We start from the raw sequence: 21,657 nt of genomic DNA on the forward strand, positions 1-21,657 counted from the left end.
ATGTGGTATCGAAGGACAAGTGAGGGAGGCGAGCGAGAAGATGTTGACCACTCTCTTCGACATCCTGCCAGATGTTCTGGCCGGGGCGGTAAGCCGACTGGCCCCGTCCGTGCTCGACAGCATGGAAGAACTGCGGGTGCGCGAGGGCAGGCCGCTGGAAGTGGGTTTCGACGGGCGTTATGCTTTCATCACAGCAAGCGGTGAGCTGACTGTTTCTCCAAGCGCAGCCTGCTACCGGCCGGACAGGCAGGAATGCATGAAACTGCTTGATATCGTGACAAACCATTCCCTCTATTCCTTCGAGGAAGAGCTGCGCCGAGGCTATATTACGGTCCGCGGCGGGCACCGCGTCGGCATCGCCGGCCGGGCGGTTCTGGACGGGGGCAAAGTCAAACTGCTTCGCGATATATCGGCGTTTAACATCCGCATCGCAAGAGAGGTGAAGGGAGCAGCTGAAGGCATCATTCGCTGGCTCATCGATCCCCTGGCCGGCACGGTCCATCACACTCTGGTCATCTCGCCGCCGCAGTGCGGGAAGACGACTTTGATCCGCGATTTGGCCCGCATCTTAAGTGAGGGCAGTTGGAACCAGGCACAGGCGTTTGATGAAGGCCGCAGATTGAGGGGCCTCAAAGTGGGGATCGTTGATGAACGTTCAGAGATCGCGGCCAGTGTCGGCGGCGTGCCGTCCTTCGATCTCGGTCCCCGCACCGATGTGCTAGATGCCTGCCCCAAGGCGGAAGGCATGATGATGATGATCCGTTCTCTCTCGCCCCATGTGTTGGTCGTTGATGAGATCGGACGCAGCGAAGATGCGGAGGCGATTCTGGAAGCGATGCATGCCGGGATTAAAGTTGTCGCCACGGCGCACGGCCGGAACCCCGAGGAAGTGAAGAAGCGGCCTGGGCTGGCCCCCTTATTTACCGCGCCGCTCTTCCAGCGGTATGTCGTGCTTGCCGGAACGGGCCGGCAGCGCAGGCAGACGGTATTCGACGAGCAGATGCGCTGCCTCGGCCCGCCGCTTGAGAGGACGGCAGAAGTGCGGTGATCAAGGTCCTGGGAGCTGTTCTGATCATCGGCGCTTCGACCTTATACGGCTTCTATCGGGCTTATCTGTATGCGGAACGGCCGCGGCAGATCCGGCAGCTCATCCATGCGGTGAGCAGACTGAGAACGGAGATCTGGTACGGCAGCACGCCGCTGCCCGCCGCCCTCAGCAAATTATCGCAGCTCTGCGCAAAGCCCCTAGATCGCATGTTCCTGGTCATCTCCGAACGGCTGCAGGCGGAACGCACGGCTACCGTCCATACAGTGTGGTCGGAAACCATCGAGGAGATGTGGGGGCAGACGGCGATGAAACAGCCCGAGAAGGAAGCGCTGCTCGAATTGGGAGCTGTTCTGGGCATCTCCGACCGCGAGGACCAGCTGCAGCATCTTAAACTCGCGCAGACACATCTTGAGCATGAAGAGACCGCTGCCAAGGATGAACAGGTGAGATATGAGAAACTGAGCAGGAGTTTGGGGTTGTTGGGAGGCGCGCTCATCGTGATCCTAATCTATTGAGAGTAAGTAGGTGCGTTCATGAATTTCGACATAAACGCCATATTCCAAATCGCCGGGATCGGGATCATCACGGCTATGATTCATACGGTTCTGAAACAGATGGGGAAAGAGGACATGGCGCACTGGGCTACCGTGATCGGCTTCGTCGTTGTGATGTTCATGGTAATCCGCCTGCTGGATGAACTGTTCCAGAGAATCAAGACGATCTTCCTGTTCCAATAGGTGGGCGGCTATGGAGATCATCCAAATCGTCGGTCTCGGATTGCTCGTGACGATCTTGTCCCTCGTCTTAAAAGAACAGAAACCGATGTTCGCCTTTCTCATCACGACATCGGCGGCCTTGTTCATCTTCATCTTCCTCGTCGATAAGATCGCCGCGGTGATCCGCGTGATCGAGGACCTGGCGCTCGAGACGAATGTCAATATGGTCTATCTGAAGACGATCCTGAAGATCATCGGGATCGCCTATATCGCCGAATTGGGAGCACAGATCGTGCGGGATTCCGGTCATGCTTCTATTGCTTCCAAGATCGAATTAGCCGGCAAAGTGCTCATCCTCGTCATGGCGATCCCGATCATCGAGGTTCTGATCAAGACGGTGCTCAGCATGCTGCCGTCATCCGCCTGAGAAGGTGTCTGTAGGAGAGATACATATGACGAAGCATACAAGTTCACTCGATTGGCGGCTGATCCTCGCGGTGACGGCATCGGCCATGATCTGGCTTGCCGCTCGGGTTTACGCCGATATCCCGCAGCAGGTCCCCGAAGTGCAGATGGATCTCTTGGATACCGATCAAGTGGAGCGATATTGGGAGCAGCTGCTGCATGAATACGGAGGCTATATTCCCGGGAGACATCCGCCGAGCTTGATGGAAATGATCCGCGGCGAGGGTTTCTCCATCGGACAGATCCTGGGCGCTCTCCTCCGGCTTCTGTTCCATGAAGTGCTGTACAACGGAAGCCTGCTCGTTTCGATCATCATCCTGACGGTGTTCAGCATGATCCTAGAGACGATGCAATCGACTTTTGAACACAACACCGTCAGCAAGATCGCCTATTCGATCTCTTATATCGTACTCATCGTCTTAGCCGTGAACAGTTTCCATACGGCCATCGAATATGCCCGCCAAGCGATCGGCGATATGATCGAATTCATGCTGGCCATGGTGCCGCTCCTGCTTACTCTGCTGGCTGCGATGGGCGGCATTGCCTCGGTATCGATCCTGCATCCGCTCATCGTCTTCATGATCCATGCGGTGGGCACGTTGATCCATACCGTGGTGTTCCCGCTGCTGTTCTTCTCTGCCGTGCTCTATATCGTAAGTTCCTTGTCAGACAAATATAGGGTGACCTATCTGGCGAATTTCCTGCGCAATATCAGCATCGCCCTGCTCGGCATCGTTCTGACGGTCTTCCTCGGCGTGATCTCGGTACAGGGGGCAACCACCGCCGTAGCCGACGGCGTGACCCTGCGCACGGCGAAGTACATCACCGGCAACTTCGTGCCCGTCGTCGGCCGCTTGTTCTCCGATGCGGCGGATACGGTACTCAGCGCATCTGTGCTTGTCAAGAATGCCGTTGGCATCGTCGGCGTTGTCATCATCGTGCTGCTGTGCGCTTTCCCCGCGGTGAAGATCCTGACCTTAGCGCTGATCTACAACATCTCGGCAGCGGTGATGCAGCCCCTCGGCGAGAGCCCGATCGTAAGCTGCCTGCAGACGATCGGCAAGAGCATGATCTATGTGTTCGCCGCCCTCGCCTCCGTTGGCTTGATGTTCTTCCTGGCGGTGACGATCATCATCACCCTGGGGAATGTGTCGGTGATGATCCGATGAAGCCGATGGCGATGCCCGCTGGAAGGGGGCGAAGTCCATGATCGATTGGCTGGCCGGCTGGCTGCGTGAGATCGTCCTCGTCGTCTTGTTCGCTGCCGTCGCCGATATGCTGCTGCCGACGAATGGCTTGCAGCGCTATATCAAGGTCGTCATCAGCTTGTTCATCCTGCTGACGATCCTTTCCCCGGTCTTGACGCTGCTTAGATCGGACTTCAACTTTACGGAGGTCGATGCGCAGCTGAACCGCTGGCAGGAATCGAATCTGCAAGGAAGTTCAGACGAGAAGATCACGCGGGATGCGGAGCGGCTGCGGCGGGCGAATGAACAGCAGACGGCGCGCTGGGTGGAAGAGCGGCTGGCGGAGATGATGACGGCGGATCTGATCGAGCAGGGATATACAGAGGTCCAGGAAGTGCAGGCAGAGATCGAACTTTCGCCCTCGGGGCACGCGAAGATCCGCAAGGTTGAGGTATATCTGCGGGCGGAAACCGAGGAGGACAGCATACAGCCGCAAGGAAGCGAAGCGTCTGAGCCGATCGCACAGATTCGCCCCATCGAACCGGTGATGATTGAGATTCGGCTTGACGATCAAGTACAGGAAGAGAAGCGAAGCGGGGATGGAGATGCACCTTATGCCTCGCCGCTGACACGGCAGATTCGCCAGGTGATCGCTGCCGGCTGGCAAGTCGCACCCGAGCAAATCGTCTTTCATGAGGCTGCCCGCTAAGGAGGTGAAGCAGGGTTGATCAAGCTGCTCAGTTGGTTAGAAGAACGATTAGGCGGGGGCAAGGACGGCGCCAAGCGGGTGCGAACCTTTCAATGGTTGATCATCATGGGGCTGGCCGGCGCTGCACTGATGATCCTGAATTCCTTCATTCGCGTCGAGGAGATCAGCGATGAACCTTCCCGCCTGCCGGCGGGCGATGCAGAGCAGACCGTATTTCTCAATCAGTCGCAGGAGAAGGACAATCCATTCACCGAGTATGAGCGGAAGTATGAGAACCGCCTCAAGGAGATCCTCGAGAAGATCGTCGGTGTCGGCAGCGTGGATGTGATGGTGACGATCGAATCGACGGAGGAAAGCGTCGTCTACCGGGATTATCATGAATCAGAGCAGGAGACAAACGAGCGGGATGATCAGGGAGCACAGCGTCATATCACCAGCGTGACGAGGGATGGAACGATCGTGTTGTATACGGTCTCGGGCGAAAGCCGGCCGATCATCCTCAAATTGATCAAGCCGCAGATCCGCGGTGTGATCGTCGTCGCCAATGGGGCAGAGAATTCCGTCGTGAAGCAGATGTTGTCGGAAGCGGTGCAGCGCGGATTGAATGTGCCGCCTGCGCGCATCTCCATCCTGCCGCGGAAGACGCAATGACATAGATTCTCATCACTTATCTTACTTAGGAGGAATGAACATGAATACGAGAAAACAGAAAATCTGGCTCATCTCGATGCTCAGCCTGATGGTGATTCTGTCAGCATACTACCTCTTCACCGATGACCTGAACCAACTGGATGATGCGAAACTGGCGCAAGGGGAAGGCACTACAGCGGAAGATCTGGGAGCGGCCTATGATTCGCAGTTCACCGGTGGCGGGGAGTTCCTGCTGAGCGATGAAGAGATCCTGGCCGAAGTGGAGAGCCTGCAGGCGAGCGCACATCTCATGGATCAATTTGATTCGTGGCAGTATGCGCGGGATCAACAGTTGAAGGAAAAGTTCGATGAGATCCACGGGATCGTCACCGATCCGGCGCAGTCCTCTGAGACGATGGCTCAGGCCTATGAGCAGCTGCATCAGCTTGAGGAGCAGCATCACATCATCCAAAGTATAGAGGAACAGTTGATGGAAGAGTTCGCCAATGCGATCATCACGCCGCAGGATAACGGGGAATATCATGTGCGCATCATGGCGGAGCACCTGGAGAAGAGCCAAGCGGTGAGCATCATCGAGACGGTTGCCGAACAGCTGGGCATCAGCAACCGCGATGTCTTCGTGACGGTGATCAATTAGCGGTTATCCAATAGGGTTGATCCATGAATATAGCAGCAAAAGCATAAATCAAGCCGTTCCATGATGATGCGGTGGCCTTAACAGCCACCGCATCTTGCTGCACAGGTCTGTTATACAGAGCGTGTAGACCGATATTCGTTGACTTCGCGGGAAGATTGACAGCGGCGACAAAAAAATGGATGATATCAAAGTCATAGTGCGCTATAATAAAATTCGTGCCGTTGACATAGTTGTGATATAATACAACCAATTGCGTGAATTTTGTGGTAGCGCAAGCGAGGGACAAGCCTCTACAAGGAGTGAGTGATTTTGAAGTTAGATGAGATCAAAGAATTGATCAAACTGATCGATGAAACTTCTATCCACGAATTGGAGATCGAGAATGAACATACACGTATCACGATTCGCAAGCCGAACCGGACGGAGTCGCTGATCGTCAACTCTGTACCGGCATCCGGCGCGGTATTTAATCAGCCGCAGATCGTACCGCAGGTTCCGGATGCAGCGGCGCAGCAGCTGCCGCAAGCCGCACCGCAGGCTCCCGCAGAGGAGACCGCTTCGGTGCCGGCGGATCAGCTGCATCAGATCACTTCACCGATGGTTGGTACGTTCTACGCAGCGCCTGCACCGGATGCACCGCCTTACGTTACCGTTGGCAGCAAGGTTACGGAGAAGACCGTTGTCTGCATCGTGGAAGCGATGAAACTCATGAACGAGATCGAAGCTGAAGTGAAGGGCGAGATCGTAGAGATCCTGGTAGAGAACGGACAGTTGGTCGAATATGGTCAGCCTTTGTTTCTCGTTAAGAAGGAATAGCGCTTAGTCCTAACAGGAGGTACGATCATGTCATTTCAGAAGATTCTTATCGCGAACCGCGGCGAGATCGCTGTCCGCATCATACGCGCTTGCAAGGAGATGGGCATCTTCACCGTTGCCGTGTTCTCGGAAGCAGACCGTGACGCCTTGCACGTTCGTTTAGCGGATGAGGCTTACTGCATCGGCCCGACTTCGTCGAAGGACAGCTATCTGAACTACGCGAACATCATGAGCGTCGCGACGCTGACCGAAGTCGATGCGATCCATCCCGGCTACGGTTTCCTAGCGGAAAATGCGGATTTCGCCGAGATCTGCGAATCCTGCAATATCACCTTCATCGGCCCGTCGCCGGCGGCGATCAGCAAGATGGGGGATAAGTCGATTGCGAAGCAGACGATGCAAGAAGCGGGCGTGCCCGTGATCCCCGGCTCGGACGGTTTGGTGGAGGATATGGAGGAAGCGGTGCGCGTAGCCCGCGAGATCGGTTATCCGGTGCTCATCAAGGCGACGGCCGGCGGCGGCGGCAAGGGAATCCGCATCGCCGAGGACGAGGAGTCCCTGATCCGTCAGATCACCAATGCGCAGCAGGAAGCGGAGAAGGCCTTTGGCAACGCCGGCGTGTACCTGGAGAAATATCTCACCGGCATGAGGCACGTGGAGGTGCAGATCCTTGCTGACAAGCACGGCAATGTTGTGCATCTCGGCGAGCGTGACTGTTCCATCCAGCGCCGCAGACAGAAGCTGATCGAGGAAGCGCCGAGCCCGGCGATTACGCCGGAGATCCGCGCCCGCATGGGAGAAGCGGCGGTGCGGGCAGCAAAAGCCGTGGAATATTCCGGTGCTGGAACGATCGAATTTCTGCTCGATGCCGATGGGAACTTCTATTTCATGGAGATGAATACGCGCATCCAAGTCGAGCATCCCGTGACGGAGATGATCACGAACGTCGATATTATCAAAGAGATGATCCGCATCGCCGAGGGACAACCGCTGTCCTTCACCCAGGATGACATCACCTTCAACGGCTGGTCGATCGAATGCCGTATCAATGCGGAGAATCCGGAGCGGAACTTCATGCCATCGCCGGGCGTGGTTGACTTCTATTTGCCGCCTGGAGGCACCGGGGTTAGAGTGGACAGCGCGGTGTATCCGGGGTATGCGATCTCCCCGCACTATGATTCGATGATCGCCAAGCTCATCGTCTGGGGCAGGGACCGCCAGGAAGCGATCGAACGGATGAAGCGGGCACTGAGCGAGTTCGCCATCGAGGGCGTTCATACGACCATTCCGTTCCATCTGAAGCTTCTAAACCACCCGCGTTTCGTCCAGGGAGACTTCGATATCAAGTTCCTGGATGAGAACCCGATTCATGAAATGTGAGCCCGGGACGAATGTTTGTCATATTCTAAGGCGGATGATATATTTATATAATATAGAACAAGCTTGTGTCGCAGGTTCTAACATACATAGGCGGGGAGGTGAAAGCGGTGAATACAATCGCGCCTGATTACGAGAAGACGGAATTAGGAAGTATACAGATCGCTCCCGAGGTCATCGAGATTATCGCAGGCTTGGCTACGGTTGAAGTGGATGGCGTAGCAGGGATGAGCGGAGGATTCGCCGGGGATATTGCGGAACTGCTCGGCCGCAAGAATCTGGGCAAAGGCGTTAAGGTGGAAGCGGGCCAGCGCGAAGCAGCTGTTGATGTATCGATTCTGATTAAGTACGGATATCGCATCCCTGAGGTGGCTTCAGCCATTCAACAGAATGTCAAACATGCTATTCAGTCTATGACCGGTCTTGATGTCGTGGAAGTAAATGTACATATTCATGGTGTGCATTTCCCAGCGCAGGAGAAACAAGACGAAGAAGCTTCGATCCAGCAGCGCGTCAAATAAGCACGCACAACCCCCTGGCAGGCAGGGGGATTTCCTTTGATCTTTGGAGGGACAAGCCCATATGGTAAGAATGTTCGATCGCCTATTTCTATTCTTGTATAGTTTGCTCATCGGGATCAGCTTGATCTTCCTGATCATCGTCAGCACCGGCTTAGTTGAGCCTTGGGTGGCAAGGGATGTCCTTGATCTCCTGACAGAGCGGGGGCCGGTCAGCTGGACGGCGGCTATCGCGGCGATTTTGCTGTTTGCCGTCAGTGTCCGTTTCTTCTATATCAGCATCGCTGCCGGTTCGGGCAAACCGCCTTCCATTGAACAGCGAACGGACTTCGGCGATATCAGCATCTCGTTGGAGACGATCGAGAACTTGGCGCTCAGAGCTGCTTCCCGCATCGCGGGCATCAAGGATCTCAAAGCCAGAGTGCAGGTGGGACAAGCCGGATTGATCATCAAGCTGCGCTCAGTGGTTGATGGTGACGCCGCGATCCCGGTGCTCACGGAGGAAGTGCAGCGCACGGTGAAAGCCCATGTCGAAGAGATCTCCGGGGTGCCGGTGATGAGTGTGAACGTGTTCATCGCCAATATCGTACAGACGCAAGTATTCAAGAGCCGAGTTGAATAGGGGTGGATCACCCGATGTGGAATGAATTGTGGGAGAAGCACAGAGCGACCTGCTTGGGCGTGCTCTGCGGCCTGTTTCTTGGCGTGATCTACTTGTTCTTCGGATTTTGGGACATGCTGGTATTCGGCTTCTTGATTCTGGTGGGTTATTATATCGGCCGGAAGATCGATGCAGGCGAGGAAATCGTGAACTTGGAAGAGCTATACAAGTGGATGACAGACCGCTGGCGGATGTTCAAATAATCCTCTGCAGCCGATTATGCTGACAGAGGAATTTTTTCGTTTGGGATTGTGACGCATTGACGTATAATAGGGATAACTGTACATATATGCAGATGCACAAATATAGGAGGAAGCAACATGAAGCGAAGGCTGGCCCGAGAATTGGCGATACAGAGTTTGTACCACATAGCGATGAATCAAGTTGCTCCGGCTGAATCCATCAGCATGGTGTTGGAGGAGGCTTCGACAGAGCGTGAGCAGCCTGTTCCCAAGGAAGAGCTGGAAGAGATCACGCCGTATCTAGGCACCCTGGTCGAAGGTACGATCGGCCGGCTGGATGAGATCGATTCGCTCTTGCAGCGCTATCTCAAGGGATGGAAGATGGACCGCCTGTCCAGGGTTGATCTGCAGATCCTGCGGCTAGCTGTCTATGAGATGATCTTCCATGGGGAAGTGCCGCCGAAGGTAGCCATCAATGAAGCGATCGAACTGGCGAAGTGGTACGGGACGGAGGAATCGGGCAGATTCGTGAACGGTGTACTTGGCAAGATGTTTAATGAACTCGATGAGATCAAAGCTCATCTCCATACATAAGCGTGGGAGGATTCGGTTATGTCAGGACGTATCATTGATGGGAAACATATCGCATCCATCATCCGTGAATCGATCAAACAGGAAACCGAGAAGCTGATTGAGGAGCGGGGGATTCAGCCGGGCTTGGCCGTCGTGCTGGTCGGCGAGGATCCGGCATCGCAGGTCTATGTTCGCAACAAGGAGAGAGCTTGTCAGAAGGTCGGCATGTATTCGGAAGTTCATCGCTTACCGGAACACACCTCGCAGTCCGAACTCATACAGCTGATCGAGCGTTTGGGCCGGGATGAGCGCATCCACGGTATCCTCGTGCAGCTTCCGCTGCCCGCACATATCGATGAGAAAGCCGTCATCGCAGCGATCCCGCCGGCGAAGGATGTCGACGGCTTCCATCCCGTCAGCGTGGGCAATATGGTCATCGGCGATGAGGCCTTTCTGCCGTGCACTCCGGCAGGCATCATCGAGCTGATTAAGCGCACGGGGATCGAACTGGCCGGCAAACATGCCGTTGTTGTGGGCCGGAGCAATATCGTCGGCAAGCCGGTATCCATGCTGCTCCTGCATGAGCATGCAACGGTAACGATGTGCCATTCGCGTACGCCGGATCTTGCAGCGATGACCCGGCAAGCCGATGTTCTTGTGGTCGCCGTCGGCCGGCCGGAGATGATCAAGGCAGAACATGTGAAACCAGGCGCCGTGGTGATCGATGTCGGCGTGAATCGCCTGCCCGACGGAAGGTTGGTCGGCGATGTGGACTACGATGAGGTAGCAGCGATCGCCGAAGCGATTACGCCGGTGCCCGGCGGCGTCGGTCCGATGACGATCACGATGCTGCTGAAGAACACCCTGCAAGCGGCATTGCGCATCTAGGTGAGAAGCGATCTCGGTCGGCCTCGTGCTTCTGAGATGCTGCCGGATGTTGCCGGTTTATGGGGAAAGGGGGAATCGCTGTGGAGAGAACGCAAGTGCCAGGGTCTCCCGACATGAAGATCTTCACGATCAAGCAGATCAACCGCTATATCAAGATGCGGATGGATGCGGACGACATCCTGCAGAATGTCTGGATCCGCGGTGAGATTTCCAACTTCAAACACCATTCCAGCGGCCATATGTACTTTACGCTGAAGGACGAGGAAAGCCGCCTGCGCTGCGTGATGTTCGCCTCGGCGAACCAGCGGCTCGCCTTTATGCCGCGTGAAGGAACGCGGGTGATCGCCCGCGGTTCGATCACTGTCTACGAACGCGACGGCGCTTACCAGTACTATGTGGCGGAGATGCAGCCCGATGGAATCGGCAACCTCTATCTGGCTTTCGAACAGTTGAAGCAGAAGCTTGCCAAGGAGGGGTTGTTCGCCGAGGAGAGGAAGCGGCCGATCCCCAGGTTCCCGCGGGCCGTCGGTGTCATCACATCACCGACGGGAGCTGCTGTGCGCGATATCTTGACCACACTGCAGCGGCGCAGTCCGGCCACGCCGGTGATCGTCTATCCCGTAGCTGTCCAAGGCGTGCATGCAGTGCCGACGATCGTGAAGGCGATCGAGACGATGAACCGGCTGCAAGAGGTCGATGTGCTCATCGTCGGCCGCGGCGGCGGTTCTTTGGAGGAGCTTTGGGCCTTCAACGAAGAGCCGGTGGCGCGGGCGATCGCCGCGTCGCGCATTCCGGTGATCAGCGCCGTAGGTCACGAGACGGACTTTACGATCGCGGATTTCGTCTCCGATCTGCGCGCCGCGACACCGACGGCGGCAGCGGAGCTCAGCGTACCCCATCATCTGGAATTGAAGCAGCAGCTCGCCTATCAGGAACAGCGGCTGTACCGCTCGCTGCGCACGCTGCTCCAAAGCAAGCAGGAGACCTTGGAGCGCCTGCGCAGGTCACCTTACTTCCTGCATCCGCGCCGTTACATGCTCGAATCCGCCGAACGGCTGGACCGCTTAACACAGCAGCTGCAGTATACGCTCACCACGTATACCGGCCGGATTCGCGAGCGCAGATTGCAGCTCGATCACCGGCTTGCGCGGCACAATCCGCTGGAACGAATCGGTTATATGCGCAAGGATCTGCAGGGTATCGAGCAGCAGCTTGTGCGTGCGGTACAGAACCGCAGCCGCTTGTCCCAGCAGCGCTTTGCGGCGTTGATCAAACAGTTGGATGCACTCAGCCCGCTCAAGGTAATGGAACGGGGGTACAGCGTCGTATATGATGAACAGGAGCAAACCGTTTTGAATTCCATCACTCAAGTACAGCCGGGAGATATCGTTAAGATTCGCATGATAGACGGAAGACTGGATTGCCATGTATGGGCGATGAAAGGGGAGGAGCATGAATGAGCGATCAAGTGCAGCAAACAGAGGCTGCCCCGGAGAGCTTCGAGGCGGCGATTGAGAAACTGGAGAGAATCGTCACGCGGTTGGAAAACGGGGATGTTCCCTTGGAAGAAGCCATCGATCTGTTTCAGGAAGGGATGCGCTTGTCCAAGTACTGCTCACAGAAGCTGGAACAAGTTGAACGGAAGATCGAGTTGTTGATGGAGGATGAGGAAGGCATCTCACGCCGGCCCTTTCCTCCGCTGACGGATGAGAAGGGAGAATAAGCTGACGGCATGACGCGCTTGCAAGATTTCATGAAAACCTATACACCGCTGATTGAGCTGGAACTGTCCCGGGTTTTCCCGGAGCATTGGCACGTGCCGGACAAGCTGATGGAGTCAATGCGCTACTCCCTGCTTTCAGGCGGCAAGCGGCTCCGTCCGCTCATGGTGCTGGCAGCGGCGCAGGCGGTGGGCGGCGACCCCCAGCGGGTACTGCCCATCGCCTGCGCCGTGGAGCTGGTGCATACGTACTCCCTCATCCATGATGATCTTCCCGCCATGGACAATGATGATTACCGGCGCGGCAAATTGACGAATCACAAGGTGTTCGGGGAAGACATCGCCATCCTGGCCGGCGACGGGTTGTTAACCCACGCCTTCTATACCCTTGTACAAGCGGCAAGGCAGCATGGACTGCCGGCTGAGATCGCCCTTGACATCATCGAGGACCTCAGCTCCTATGCCGGCGCAGCGGGCATGGTCGGCGGACAAGCTGCCGACATGATGGCGGAACAAGGGGCTACTAACCTCGAAGAACTGACTTATATCCACCTTCACAAGACCAGTGATCTGCTTGTCTTCTCCCTGAAGGCCGGAGCGCGGGCTGCTGGTGCCGGCAAGCAGCAGCTCGAAGCGTTGGAACGCTATGGTCGTTCGATCGGACTGGCCTTTCAGATCCAAGATGATATCCTCGATGTGATCGGCGACGAAGCGAAGCTCGGCAAGCGTCCGAACAGCGATCATGCGCAGGCCAAGGTAACCTATCCGTTCTATATCGGCCTTGAGGCTTCGCGGGAGAAGGTGAAGGAGCTGACGGAAGAGGGCAAGAAAGCGCTCGAAGAAGGCGGTCTCCTTGATCCGTCCACCCTGCTCGAGCTGGCGGATTATCTATTGGATCGCGAGCATTAGACGAGCGGCCGGCTGCAGCTGTCAGGATGTAAGGATTCCGTTGAGACCTGGCGCTGATTATGTTACAATGACTATTAGAAGAATGGAGTGGCGCAGTATTCTAGTCAGCCTACCATTTCTGAGGGCGGGCCTAAAAATCCGCCAAAGGGCACATCGATGAAGTTCCTGGTGTTGGCTTTCGACGCCCAGTCGGGGGCTGATGCTGGGAGTTAAGGTTGCAGGGCGATCCACAAGGGCATGTGGGCGTTGACCCTGCTTCCGCGGAGGCCCAAATTCGTGGTCGAAGGGTCATCTTGACTCTGTTAGGATCATCCTTGATTACGGTTTGGGGTATGAACCTGCGTTGCGAGCCAAGTGCCATCATGCATCGATTATTCGTGCTGTGGATGCGGCTTGTATGCAGTGTAGCCTGCCTTGAGTGAAGCAGAAGGGATTATAGATGGTAGGATGTGCGGCCTCCGGCCAAAGGACGTGCATCCGGATGCTATATGAAATCTGCTTTGCAAAAGAGGCTAAGAATGGTTAAAGGCTGTCGAGGAAAACTCCTAGACTGTTCGGCGACGAGGTTCTCTGAGGATTATAGTGTGGACTAAGTGGTAATCCAGTCTGATGAGCGGAGACGCCATCAAGGTGACAGTAATAGGGAAACCCCCTTCGCGGCGACGCGGAGGTTTTCACCTGGGAAAACCTACTGGACCTAAGCCACAGTATTTACTCAGGGAACTGCCACTCCATTGAATTTGATCATCGCTGATTGATGATTTGATAAGGAGTTTAGGATGAAGTCTTCATTTAAAGTGATTATACGCTGGACGGTTTTTATAACGACGTTAACCTTTGTTCTAGCGGTTATGTTCTCTGTGGCTTCTAATACGCTGCTCAATGGGTTGAACTGGGCACTCGGAATGCTGGTCGTGCTTCTTCTTGTCATGATCGGCATTTTTTTTTGATATCATCGGAATTGCTGCCACTGCCGGCGAAGAGAAACCCTTCCATGCGATGGCTGCGGAGCGCGTGCCCGGAGCGCGGCAAGCGATCTACATCCTGCGCAATGCCGACCGCGTATCCAATTTCTGCAATGACGTTATCGGTGATATCTCCGGGATCGTCAGCGGTACCGCAGTCACCTTTGTGGTGTTGGAATTGCTCCAAACCCTGCAAGTCCAGAGCAATATGACTAGTACGATTGTAAACGTTGCCTTCGCCGCTCTTGTGTCTGCACTGACGGTTGGCGGCAAAGCGCTGGGCAAGAACTTCGCGATCACGCAGTCGACGAAGATCATCCTGCTCATGGGGAGATTTTTTTATTTCATGGAGCGCAGATTAAAGATACGCGTCTTCACGGGCAAGAGAGCAAAGAAGTCAGGAAAGCGGGGTAAGAAGCATGCTGCTCGAACGAATCAACCAACCTGAGGATCTGAAGGCCTTGGCGGTCGAACAGCTGGATGAGCTGGCTGCAGAGATCCGCACCTTTCTGATCGAGAAACTTTCCGTCACGGGCGGTCACCTCGCCCCCAACCTGGGAGTGGTTGAGCTGACGATTGCCCTGCATTATTATCTGAACAGCCCCCGCGACAAGATCATCTTCGATGTCGGTCACCAATCTTATGTACATAAGATCTTAACCGGGAGGAAGGATCGCTTCGATACGCTGAAGAAGTACAAAGGGCTGTGCGGATATATCAAGCGTTCGGAGAGCGAACACGATGTTTGGGAAGCGGGGCACAGCAGCACTTCCTTATCCGCCGCCATGGGCATGGCGCTGGCCCGCGATTATCTGGGGCAGGACCACCGCATCGCAGCCGTCATCGGCGACGGAGCGTTGACCGGCGGGATGGCCTTAGAAGCGCTCAATCATATCGGTCATGAGCAGAAGAAGCTGATGGTCATCTTAAACGACAACGAGATGTCGATCTCGGAGAACGTCGGAGCGCTGCACAATTATCTGGCGAAGATCCGCTCGGGCAAGCACTACCGCAAGGCGAAGGAAGAGGTCGAGCAGCTGCTGAAGAAAATCCCGGCCATCGGCGGGACCCTTGCCAAGACGCTGGAGAAGTTAAAGGACAGCATCAAATATCTGCTCGTATCGGGCGTGCTTTTTGAAGAGCTGGGATATACGTATTTTGGCCCGATCGACGGGCATAACATCCCCTTGCTTCTGGAAACGCTGCAGCAAGCCGATCACGTGGATGGGCCGGCCCTCATCCACGTGATCACGATTAAGGGGAAAGGCTATAAGCCGGCAGAAGCCGATGCGATGACATGGCATGGGATCACCCCTTATAAGATTGAATCGGGAGAGCGCCTCCCGGGCTCGGACAAACCTTCTTACTCTGAGATCTTCGCAGAGACCTTGACACAGCTGGCAGAGAAGGATCCGCGGATCGTGGCAGTGACAGCAGCGATGGCACCGGGCACCGCTCTTGATAAGTTCGGCAAACGATTCCCGGACCGCCTGATCGATGTCGGCATCGCAGAACAGCATGCGACGACGATGTGCGGCGCGCTGGCTGACGGCGGCATGAAACCGGTGTTCGGAGTGTATTCGACCTTCCTGCAGCGCGGATATGATCAACTGCTGCATGATATCGCCCGGCAGAATCTCAACGTTATCTTCGCCATCGATCGCGCGGGATTCGTCGGTGCCGATGGAGAGACGCACCAGGGGGTATACGATATCGCTTATATCCGGCATATCCCGAACATGGTCTTGATGATGCCGAAGGATGAGAATGAACTCCGTCATATGGTGAAGACTGCGGTTGAATATGAGGACGGACCGATCGCCTTCCGCTATCCGCGGATGAGTGCCATGGGCGTTAAACTGGATGCAGAGCTCGTGCCGATCCCGATCGGTACATGGGAAGAGGTTCGTCCGGGCAAGGATGCGGCGATCCTGGCGATCGGCCCGATGGTGAGCCTCGCAGAAGAGGCAGCAAGCAGGCTGCAAGCGGAACGTGTGGATGTACGGGTGATCAATGCGCGGTTCATTAAACCCCTCGATGCGAAGATGCTGGATGAACTGGCGGCAGAGGGGCTGCCGCTGGTCGTGATTGAAGAGGGCGCCGTCATGGGCGGACTGGGCAGTGCCGTCTTGGAACACTACGCGCTGGCCGGCGCCGACATGCCGATGGTTCGTCTTATGGGCGTGCCGGATGTGTTCGTGGAACACGGAAGCATCGGCGAGCAGCGGCAAGAGGTCGGACTGACCGTAGAGCGCTTGATCGATGAGGTGCGCTCGCTTATGAAGCCGCGCAAGCTCAAGGATGTTTCGATCCGTGCTGCCGCGGATTAATTGCAGATATGCGATATATACAATTAGGAGATCATTATGACAACAGCTAAGGAACGAGCCGATGTACTACTGGTAGAACAGGGCTATTTCCCCTCGCGTGAGAAGGCGAAGGCGGCGATCATGGCCGGATTGGTGCTGGCCGATGATCAGCCCGTTGATAAACCTGGGATGAAGATCAAGCGCGATGCCAAGATCACGGTCAAAGGGGAGGTTCACCCCTATGTATCAAGGGGCGGCCTGAAACTCGAGAAAGCCCTGCGGACCTTCAACATCGATGTCACAGGAGCCGTGATGCTGGATATCGGTGCATCCACGGGCGGTTTTACCGATTGCGCTCTGCAACACGGCGCAAGTCATGTCTATGCGATCGATGTCGGATATAACCAGCTCGATTGGTCCCTGCGCCGGGATCAGCGGGTAACCGTCATGGAGCGAACGAACTTCCGTTATATCAAGCCGGAGGATCTGACGGGGCCGAAGCCGAATCTGGCCTCGATCGATGTATCTTTCATCTCGTTAAGATTAATCCTTCCTCCACTCATCCCGCTGCTCACGCAGCCCGCACAGATCGTGGCGCTGATCAAACCGCAATTTGAAGCGGGCCGTGAGAAAGTCGGCAAGAACGGCATCGTTCGGGATCCTGCCGTACATCGTGAAGTGCTGGAGACGGTGCTGGCAGCTGCCGATGAGCTTGGTCTGCAGCTCAGCGGACTGTCCTTCTCTCCCATTACGGGGGGAGAGGGGAATATCGAATTTCTCGCCTATTGGCGGTTAGCGCAAGAGCCGGTGCCGGATCGCATCTTGGATCGGCTTGCCGTCATCGAACAAGTTGTAGAAGAAGCCGCATATACATTCACATAATCAATCGGGGAGACGCGGTGGCGGGGGCCCCGATTTTTTTCCTTTTGGGGTCAAAGGAATCTACCACCTCACCGCGAATACATATCGGTGAGGTGATCGCATGGAGTCCGTGGACCTGTATGTCAGTATATTGATTATCCTGGTGATCGCAGGCTGGGCGCTTTATCATTTGTACAGATGGCTGTATATGCCTGACCGGATTACTTTGCCCTTCGAGCATGAGGAGATCCCGCTGCCGGAAGCCGGCGAAGAGACGGCCATGCTTGAAGCCGCCGGATATGAGATCATCAGCGGCAAGCGGAAGATCAAGCTCAAGATCGAGGTCGATGATGAGACGCTGGCCAGCAGCTTATGGGTGGATTATTTTGTGCGTAAGGATGACGAACTCTATGCGGTGAAGACAGCACGACGGCGCAGGCCGGTGGATTGGACAGGCAGCGGCGTGCGGGATTATTTCCTGCCCTATGCCTTGATCTACGACGGCATCGACGGGGTCCTTTATCTGGAACCCGAGCTGAACCGAATCCATCGGATCATATTTCATATTGATTAAAGGAGGATTTATGAAACTACAGAGGCATTTTAAGATCAAAGAGATGATCGCGGAGCATAATATTCAGACTCAGGAAGAGCTGGTGGAACGGCTGCGTGAAGCCGGTTTTCAAGTAACCCAGGCGACGGTATCCCGCGATATCAAAGAATTGCAGCTCATCAAAGTACCGGATGAGAACGGAGAGTACCGGTACGCGCTGCCTCCGGAGCAGAAATTCTCGGCTTCGCAGCGACTGCGTCGGGCCCTGATGGATCATTACGTCCATATTGAGCGGGCAAACAATCTCGTGGTGATGAAATGCCTGCCCGGCACGGCCAACGCCGTAGGCGTGCTGCTCGATCAGATGGATTGGCCGGAGCTCATCGGTACGATCTGCGGAGACGATACGATCTTGATGATCTGCCGCTCGGATGAACTAGGAGAACAGGTTGTGCAGCGAATCACGAACATGATCGCATAATGGGGTGAGGGTATGATCACGGAGCTTTCGATACGCAATCTGGCGGTGATCGAAGAGGTGCGGGTGAGTTTCGAACGCGGCTTCCATGTGCTGACTGGAGAGACCGGTGCCGGCAAATCGATGATCATCGATGCCTTAACCCTGCTGGTCGGCGGACGTGGTTCGGCGGATTGGATCCGCCATGGGGCAGCGAAGGCAGAGATCGAGGGTATGTTCGAACTGGATGAAGCGCATCCCGTGTGGGAAACCTTAGAACGCCTAGGGATCGAAGCTGAGCGGCATGAACCGCTGATCATCCGCAGGGAGATCACTGCCCAGGGGAAGAGCAGCAGCCGCATCAACGGACAGATGGTGAATCTTTCGATGCTGAGGGAAGTCGGCGAATGGCTGGTGAATATCCACGGGCAGCATGAGCACCAGTCCTTGCTGAAGACCGAGCGCCATCTGGAATGGCTGGACATGTATGATGAAGCGGCGATCGCCCCTCTCCGCAGCGCCTACGTTCAGCTGTATGAGACGTACCAAGCGGCGGTGAAGGAACTGAAGGAGCTCGAGCAGACGAATCGTCAATCCCTGCAGATGCTGGATCTGTACCGCTTCCAGCTGGAGGAGATCGAGGCAGCCAATCTTAAAGCCGGTGAAGACGAATCATTGGAGAGCGAAAGGCGAAAACTAGCCAATGCCGAGAAGTTCATGCAATCCGCAGCGGATGCCTATGAAGCTCTGTACGGCAGCGGCAAGGCCCTGGACAGCTTATCCGCAGCGATGAGCAAACTGGAGGAGATCGCCAAGCTGGATCCGGAGAAGCTGGGCCCACTGCTGGAGCAGATCCAAAATGCGTATTATCAATTGGAAGATGCGGCGTATCAGACGAGGAATTACCGCGATGCCATCGAGTTCAACCCCGCGCGGCTCGATGAGATCGAAGCCAGGCTGGATCTTATACATCAACTGAAGCGCAAGTACGGCTCTGCGATCGAGGAGATTTTGGATTATGCGGCATCGATCCGGGTGCAGATCGAACAGATGGAGAACAAGGATGAACGGATCGAGGAGCTGCGGCAGACGATCGAGAGGGTGCGTCCGCAATTGATGGAAGCGGCGCAGCGCTTGAGCGAAGCGAGAAGAGCGGCAGGGGACCGTCTGGCAGCCGAGATCGAAGGGCAGCTGAAGGACCTCCACATGGCCCATACGCGGTTCCATGTTGCACTTCGCCGCGCGGAGCGGGGGAAGGACGGGGAGGATCTCGGATTTACGCGCCAAGGCTGGGATACGGCGGAGTTTCTCATCTCGCCCAATCCCGGTGAACCGCTGAGATCCCTTGCCAAGATCGCTTCAGGGGGAGAACTGTCGCGCATCATGCTCGCCTTGAAGACGATCTTCGCGCGTATCGACCAGGTTCCCGTTCTCGTCTTTGACGAAGTTGACACGGGCGTCAGCGGACGGGCGGCGCAAGCCATTGCGGAGAAGCTGGCGGAGCTTGCCCGTTCCTGTCAAGTCTTCGCCGTTACCCACCTGCCGCAGGTGGCCAGCATGGCGGATGTGCACTATGCGATCTCGAAGGAGATGCAGGACGGCCGCACCTATACGCTGGTCGAGCGGCTGGCCAAGGAAGGGCGGATCCTTGAAACCGCCCGGCTGATGGGAGGCGTGGAGATCACCGAGGCGACGAAACAGCACGCAGGTGAGATGCTGGCCTTAGCCGAACAAAAACGCCGCGAACGCGGCTAAATCAAGCCATTGGAAGCGGGGCACAAACCTCTTAAGCCGGTCGGTCAGCGCTGGATTCATTAGGAACTGTGGCATCATTTTCAGTTATAAAAGCAAAGGGGCAGGGATAACTTATAGGTACGCCCAAACGGCTCACGCCTTCAACTCGGCATCCAATTCAGAAAGGAGCGTGGGGGTCCTGAAGTCCATGAGATTGCGCCAATGGATAGGATTAATACTCGTCATGATGATCTGTGCCTTTAGTTTATCCACCCCTTTTCAAACCTTTGCATCGCTTCCTAATGAGTTCCGAATTTTCTCCGGTCAGGACAAACAGGTGAACTTCTCCCTTCCGGTATCCGCACAGGTAATCGTCGAACATCCAGAGATCGTCCAGGTGAATGGTCAGGCTCGTCAGTCCTTTGAACTTGATCTCAACCATCCCTTCTCCCTGCAATCAGCTGCAGCCGGGGATACACAGGTACAGGTGAAGTTATTCGGCAAGATCCCGCTGAAGACTTTCCAAGTGCATGTGGTTCCAGAGCTGAAGGTGATCCCGGGGGGGCAGACGATCGGTGTGAAGATGAAGTCGGAGGGTGTGCTCGTGGTCGGTCATCATAAGTTAACGATGAAGGATTCCCAGCGGGTATCCCCGGGGGAAGAGGCGGATGTCCGCGTCGGCGACCGGATCATCAGCATCAACGGCAAGCAGCTTACGGATATCGCGATGGTTGCGAAGCTGACCGCAGAGGCAGGCAAGCGCGGTGAATCCTTGCGCCTGACGATCAAGAGGGGCAATGAAACGATCGAGCGAGAACTGATGCCGGTCCTCGACAGCGTGGAGAAGTCCTATCGACTCGGCTTGTATATCCGTGATTCCGCCGCCGGAGTCGGCACACTGACCTTCTATGCGCCCGATTACGGCGTATACGGTGCCTTGGGTCACGTGATCACCGATATGGACACGCAGACACCGATTGCCGTCGGCAGCGGAGAGATCGTGCACACCCATGTCACCAGCATCAGCAAAAGCCAAAACGGCGAACCGGGAGAGAAACGGGCGAATTTTTTTGAGAATGGCAAAGTGCTCGGCACGATTCAGAAGAATACGGAATTCGGCATATTCGGCAAGATGAACGAAAATCCTGAGTTCGGCATATATACTAAGGCCATTCCCGTTGCCTTCGCAGAAGAAGTGAAGGAAGGTCCGGCGAAGATCTTAACGGTGCTGAACGGTCAGAAAGTGGAGCAATTCGATATTGAGATCGTCCATGTGACGAAGCAGTCCGTTCCGCAGACCAAAGGCATGGTGATCAAAGTTAAGGATCCGCGCTTGATCGAAGCTACGGGCGGCATCGTGCAGGGGATGAGCGGCAGTCCTATTATCCAAGACGGCAAACTTGTCGGGGCGATCACCCATGTCTTCGTCAACGATCCGACCTCAGGGTATGGGTGCTTCATCGAGTGGATGCTGCAGGATGCGGGCATCCGCTTGAACAAACAAGAACATCAGCGCGCCGGATGACCTGAACAGGTCGCCGGTTTTCCCGTATTGGAGCACCTTTATGGTTTAACCGTCTGCTGCTCATGCTGTGCGGCGTCGAAATGCTGCGCTGGGACCTGCGTGTCCTTGTCGAAAAAAAACCATTTTTATCATAAAATATCGAAATTAAAATAAATTATTATTATAAACGTAATTCAGAAAAAAATAAAGGAAATTT

The 21,657-nt window shown here is 55.6% G+C and carries 25 protein-coding genes; all 25 read left to right on the forward strand.

Annotation, left to right across the window (positions count from 1 at the left end):
* The first annotated feature begins 40 nt into the window (after nt 1-40).
* The 25 genes from spoIIIAA to spoIVB all read left to right on the forward strand — a co-directional run bounded on the left by spoIIIAA (nt 41) and on the right by spoIVB (nt 21,461).
* On the forward strand, nt 41-1,048 hold the full coding sequence (spoIIIAA, locus tag PRECH8_RS00345; RefSeq protein ID WP_200965248.1) for a stage III sporulation protein AA: 1,008 nt from the start codon (nt 41-43) through the stop codon (nt 1,046-1,048).
* Entirely contained in the window at nt 1,045-1,563 is a 519-nt protein-coding gene (spoIIIAB, locus tag PRECH8_RS00350; protein WP_200965064.1) for a stage III sporulation protein SpoIIIAB, read from the forward strand. Before spoIIIAA ends, spoIIIAB begins: the two co-directional genes overlap by 4 nt.
* Before the next feature lie 18 nt (nt 1,564-1,581).
* Entirely contained in the window at nt 1,582-1,785 is a 204-nt protein-coding gene (spoIIIAC, locus tag PRECH8_RS00355; protein ID WP_200965065.1) for a stage III sporulation protein AC, read from the forward strand.
* A 10-nt stretch (nt 1,786-1,795) separates the two neighbouring features.
* Nucleotides 1,796-2,191 carry a stage III sporulation protein AD gene (spoIIIAD, locus tag PRECH8_RS00360; RefSeq protein ID WP_200965066.1) on the forward strand — a complete coding sequence of 132 codons (396 nt, stop codon included), beginning with the start codon at nt 1,796-1,798 and terminating at the stop codon, nt 2,189-2,191.
* Between the two features lie 25 nt (nt 2,192-2,216).
* On the forward strand, nt 2,217-3,398 hold the full coding sequence (gene spoIIIAE / locus PRECH8_RS00365) for a stage III sporulation protein AE (protein WP_200965067.1): 1,182 nt from the start codon (nt 2,217-2,219) through the stop codon (nt 3,396-3,398).
* Between the two features lie 37 nt (nt 3,399-3,435).
* Entirely contained in the window at nt 3,436-4,125 is a 690-nt protein-coding gene (gene spoIIIAF, locus PRECH8_RS00370; RefSeq protein WP_200965068.1) for a stage III sporulation protein AF, read from the forward strand.
* Between the two features lie 15 nt (nt 4,126-4,140).
* Nucleotides 4,141-4,776, forward strand: a complete 636-nt coding sequence (gene spoIIIAG, locus PRECH8_RS00375; RefSeq protein ID WP_200965069.1) for a stage III sporulation protein AG — start codon at nt 4,141-4,143, stop codon at nt 4,774-4,776.
* A 40-nt stretch (nt 4,777-4,816) separates the two neighbouring features.
* Nucleotides 4,817-5,413, forward strand: a complete 597-nt coding sequence (locus PRECH8_RS00380; protein WP_200965070.1) for a SpoIIIAH-like family protein — start codon at nt 4,817-4,819, stop codon at nt 5,411-5,413.
* 306 nt (nt 5,414-5,719) lie between these two features.
* Nucleotides 5,720-6,229, forward strand: a complete 510-nt coding sequence (gene accB / locus PRECH8_RS00385) for an acetyl-CoA carboxylase biotin carboxyl carrier protein (RefSeq protein ID WP_200965249.1) — start codon at nt 5,720-5,722, stop codon at nt 6,227-6,229.
* 27 nt (nt 6,230-6,256) lie between these two features.
* The gene (accC, locus tag PRECH8_RS00390) at nt 6,257-7,609 is read left to right on the forward strand and encodes an acetyl-CoA carboxylase biotin carboxylase subunit (RefSeq protein ID WP_200965071.1); all 1,353 of its coding nucleotides are present in this window, start codon (nt 6,257-6,259) and stop codon (nt 7,607-7,609) included.
* Nucleotides 7,610-7,716: 107 nt separating this feature from the next.
* Nucleotides 7,717-8,127 carry an Asp23/Gls24 family envelope stress response protein gene (locus PRECH8_RS00395; RefSeq protein WP_200965072.1) on the forward strand — a complete coding sequence of 137 codons (411 nt, stop codon included), beginning with the start codon at nt 7,717-7,719 and terminating at the stop codon, nt 8,125-8,127.
* A gap of 61 nt (nt 8,128-8,188) precedes the next feature.
* Nucleotides 8,189-8,746, forward strand: coding sequence for an alkaline shock response membrane anchor protein AmaP (amaP, locus tag PRECH8_RS00400; protein ID WP_200965073.1), 558 nt, complete (start codon nt 8,189-8,191; stop codon nt 8,744-8,746).
* Nucleotides 8,747-8,760: 14 nt separating this feature from the next.
* Nucleotides 8,761-8,988 carry a DUF2273 domain-containing protein gene (locus PRECH8_RS00405; protein WP_200965074.1) on the forward strand — a complete coding sequence of 76 codons (228 nt, stop codon included), beginning with the start codon at nt 8,761-8,763 and terminating at the stop codon, nt 8,986-8,988.
* A 117-nt stretch (nt 8,989-9,105) separates the two neighbouring features.
* Nucleotides 9,106-9,561: a transcription antitermination factor NusB gene (nusB, locus tag PRECH8_RS00410; RefSeq protein ID WP_200965075.1), complete on the forward strand. Its 456-nt coding sequence runs from the start codon at nt 9,106-9,108 to the stop codon at nt 9,559-9,561.
* Nucleotides 9,562-9,579: 18 nt separating this feature from the next.
* Nucleotides 9,580-10,428, forward strand: coding sequence for a bifunctional methylenetetrahydrofolate dehydrogenase/methenyltetrahydrofolate cyclohydrolase FolD (folD, locus tag PRECH8_RS00415; protein WP_200965076.1), 849 nt, complete (start codon nt 9,580-9,582; stop codon nt 10,426-10,428).
* Nucleotides 10,429-10,541: 113 nt separating this feature from the next.
* Nucleotides 10,542-11,888: an exodeoxyribonuclease VII large subunit gene (xseA, locus tag PRECH8_RS00420; protein WP_200965250.1), complete on the forward strand. Its 1,347-nt coding sequence runs from the start codon at nt 10,542-10,544 to the stop codon at nt 11,886-11,888.
* Nucleotides 11,885-12,151, forward strand: coding sequence for an exodeoxyribonuclease VII small subunit (gene xseB / locus PRECH8_RS00425; protein WP_200965077.1), 267 nt, complete (start codon nt 11,885-11,887; stop codon nt 12,149-12,151). Before xseA ends, xseB begins: the two co-directional genes overlap by 4 nt.
* 9 nt (nt 12,152-12,160) lie before the next feature.
* Nucleotides 12,161-13,057: a polyprenyl synthetase family protein gene (locus tag PRECH8_RS00430; RefSeq protein ID WP_200965078.1), complete on the forward strand. Its 897-nt coding sequence runs from the start codon at nt 12,161-12,163 to the stop codon at nt 13,055-13,057.
* A gap of 999 nt (nt 13,058-14,056) precedes the next feature.
* On the forward strand, nt 14,057-14,470 hold the full coding sequence (locus PRECH8_RS00435) for a hypothetical protein (protein WP_308808394.1): 414 nt from the start codon (nt 14,057-14,059) through the stop codon (nt 14,468-14,470).
* On the forward strand, nt 14,442-16,352 hold the full coding sequence (gene dxs / locus PRECH8_RS00440; protein WP_200965079.1) for a 1-deoxy-D-xylulose-5-phosphate synthase: 1,911 nt from the start codon (nt 14,442-14,444) through the stop codon (nt 16,350-16,352). The genes PRECH8_RS00435 and dxs overlap by 29 nt, the downstream gene beginning before the upstream one ends.
* A gap of 36 nt (nt 16,353-16,388) precedes the next feature.
* A complete protein-coding gene (locus tag PRECH8_RS00445; RefSeq protein ID WP_200965080.1) occupies nt 16,389-17,213 on the forward strand; it encodes a TlyA family RNA methyltransferase in 825 nt (274 codons plus the stop codon).
* Between the two features lie 100 nt (nt 17,214-17,313).
* Nucleotides 17,314-17,766 (forward strand): hypothetical protein, encoded by a 453-nt coding sequence (locus PRECH8_RS00450; protein WP_200965081.1) that lies wholly within the window; start codon nt 17,314-17,316, stop codon nt 17,764-17,766.
* A gap of 10 nt (nt 17,767-17,776) precedes the next feature.
* The gene (ahrC, locus tag PRECH8_RS00455) at nt 17,777-18,226 is read left to right on the forward strand and encodes a transcriptional regulator AhrC/ArgR (protein WP_200965082.1); all 450 of its coding nucleotides are present in this window, start codon (nt 17,777-17,779) and stop codon (nt 18,224-18,226) included.
* A 12-nt stretch (nt 18,227-18,238) separates the two neighbouring features.
* Nucleotides 18,239-19,957, forward strand: a complete 1,719-nt coding sequence (gene recN / locus PRECH8_RS00460) for a DNA repair protein RecN (protein WP_200965083.1) — start codon at nt 18,239-18,241, stop codon at nt 19,955-19,957.
* A 187-nt stretch (nt 19,958-20,144) separates the two neighbouring features.
* Nucleotides 20,145-21,461 carry a SpoIVB peptidase gene (gene spoIVB / locus PRECH8_RS00465; protein ID WP_200965084.1) on the forward strand — a complete coding sequence of 439 codons (1,317 nt, stop codon included), beginning with the start codon at nt 20,145-20,147 and terminating at the stop codon, nt 21,459-21,461.
* Nucleotides 21,462-21,657 lie beyond the last annotated feature (196 nt).

The organism is Insulibacter thermoxylanivorax (assembly GCF_015472005.1).
GTDB classification, from domain to species: Bacteria; Bacillota; Bacilli; order Paenibacillales; family DA-C8; genus Insulibacter; species Insulibacter thermoxylanivorax.

Excerpts from the sequence above, each read along its gene's own strand:
- spoIIIAA (WP_200965248.1), top strand. The coding sequence starts at position 41 with ATGTTGACCACTCTCTTCGACATCCTGCCAGATGTTCTGGCCGGGGCG.
- spoIIIAC (WP_200965065.1), top strand. The coding sequence starts at position 1,582 with ATGAATTTCGACATAAACGCCATATTCCAAATCGCCGGGATCGGGATC.
- spoIIIAD (WP_200965066.1), top strand. The coding sequence starts at position 1,796 with ATGGAGATCATCCAAATCGTCGGTCTCGGATTGCTCGTGACGATCTTG.
- spoIIIAE (WP_200965067.1), top strand. The coding sequence starts at position 2,217 with ATGACGAAGCATACAAGTTCACTCGATTGGCGGCTGATCCTCGCGGTG.
- spoIIIAF (WP_200965068.1), top strand. The coding sequence starts at position 3,436 with ATGATCGATTGGCTGGCCGGCTGGCTGCGTGAGATCGTCCTCGTCGTC.
- PRECH8_RS00380 (WP_200965070.1), top strand. The coding sequence starts at position 4,817 with ATGAATACGAGAAAACAGAAAATCTGGCTCATCTCGATGCTCAGCCTG.
- accC (WP_200965071.1), top strand. The coding sequence starts at position 6,257 with ATGTCATTTCAGAAGATTCTTATCGCGAACCGCGGCGAGATCGCTGTC.
- amaP (WP_200965073.1), top strand. The coding sequence starts at position 8,189 with ATGGTAAGAATGTTCGATCGCCTATTTCTATTCTTGTATAGTTTGCTC.
- PRECH8_RS00405 (WP_200965074.1), top strand. The coding sequence starts at position 8,761 with ATGTGGAATGAATTGTGGGAGAAGCACAGAGCGACCTGCTTGGGCGTG.
- nusB (WP_200965075.1), top strand. The coding sequence starts at position 9,106 with ATGAAGCGAAGGCTGGCCCGAGAATTGGCGATACAGAGTTTGTACCAC.
- folD (WP_200965076.1), top strand. The coding sequence starts at position 9,580 with ATGTCAGGACGTATCATTGATGGGAAACATATCGCATCCATCATCCGT.
- xseA (WP_200965250.1), top strand. The coding sequence starts at position 10,542 with ATGAAGATCTTCACGATCAAGCAGATCAACCGCTATATCAAGATGCGG.
- xseB (WP_200965077.1), top strand. The coding sequence starts at position 11,885 with ATGAGCGATCAAGTGCAGCAAACAGAGGCTGCCCCGGAGAGCTTCGAG.
- PRECH8_RS00430 (WP_200965078.1), top strand. The coding sequence starts at position 12,161 with ATGACGCGCTTGCAAGATTTCATGAAAACCTATACACCGCTGATTGAG.
- PRECH8_RS00435 (WP_308808394.1), top strand. The coding sequence starts at position 14,057 with ATGGCTGCGGAGCGCGTGCCCGGAGCGCGGCAAGCGATCTACATCCTG.
- dxs (WP_200965079.1), top strand. The coding sequence starts at position 14,442 with ATGCTGCTCGAACGAATCAACCAACCTGAGGATCTGAAGGCCTTGGCG.
- PRECH8_RS00445 (WP_200965080.1), top strand. The coding sequence starts at position 16,389 with ATGACAACAGCTAAGGAACGAGCCGATGTACTACTGGTAGAACAGGGC.
- PRECH8_RS00450 (WP_200965081.1), top strand. The coding sequence starts at position 17,314 with ATGGAGTCCGTGGACCTGTATGTCAGTATATTGATTATCCTGGTGATC.
- ahrC (WP_200965082.1), top strand. The coding sequence starts at position 17,777 with ATGAAACTACAGAGGCATTTTAAGATCAAAGAGATGATCGCGGAGCAT.
- recN (WP_200965083.1), top strand. The coding sequence starts at position 18,239 with ATGATCACGGAGCTTTCGATACGCAATCTGGCGGTGATCGAAGAGGTG.
- spoIVB (WP_200965084.1), top strand. The coding sequence starts at position 20,145 with ATGAGATTGCGCCAATGGATAGGATTAATACTCGTCATGATGATCTGT.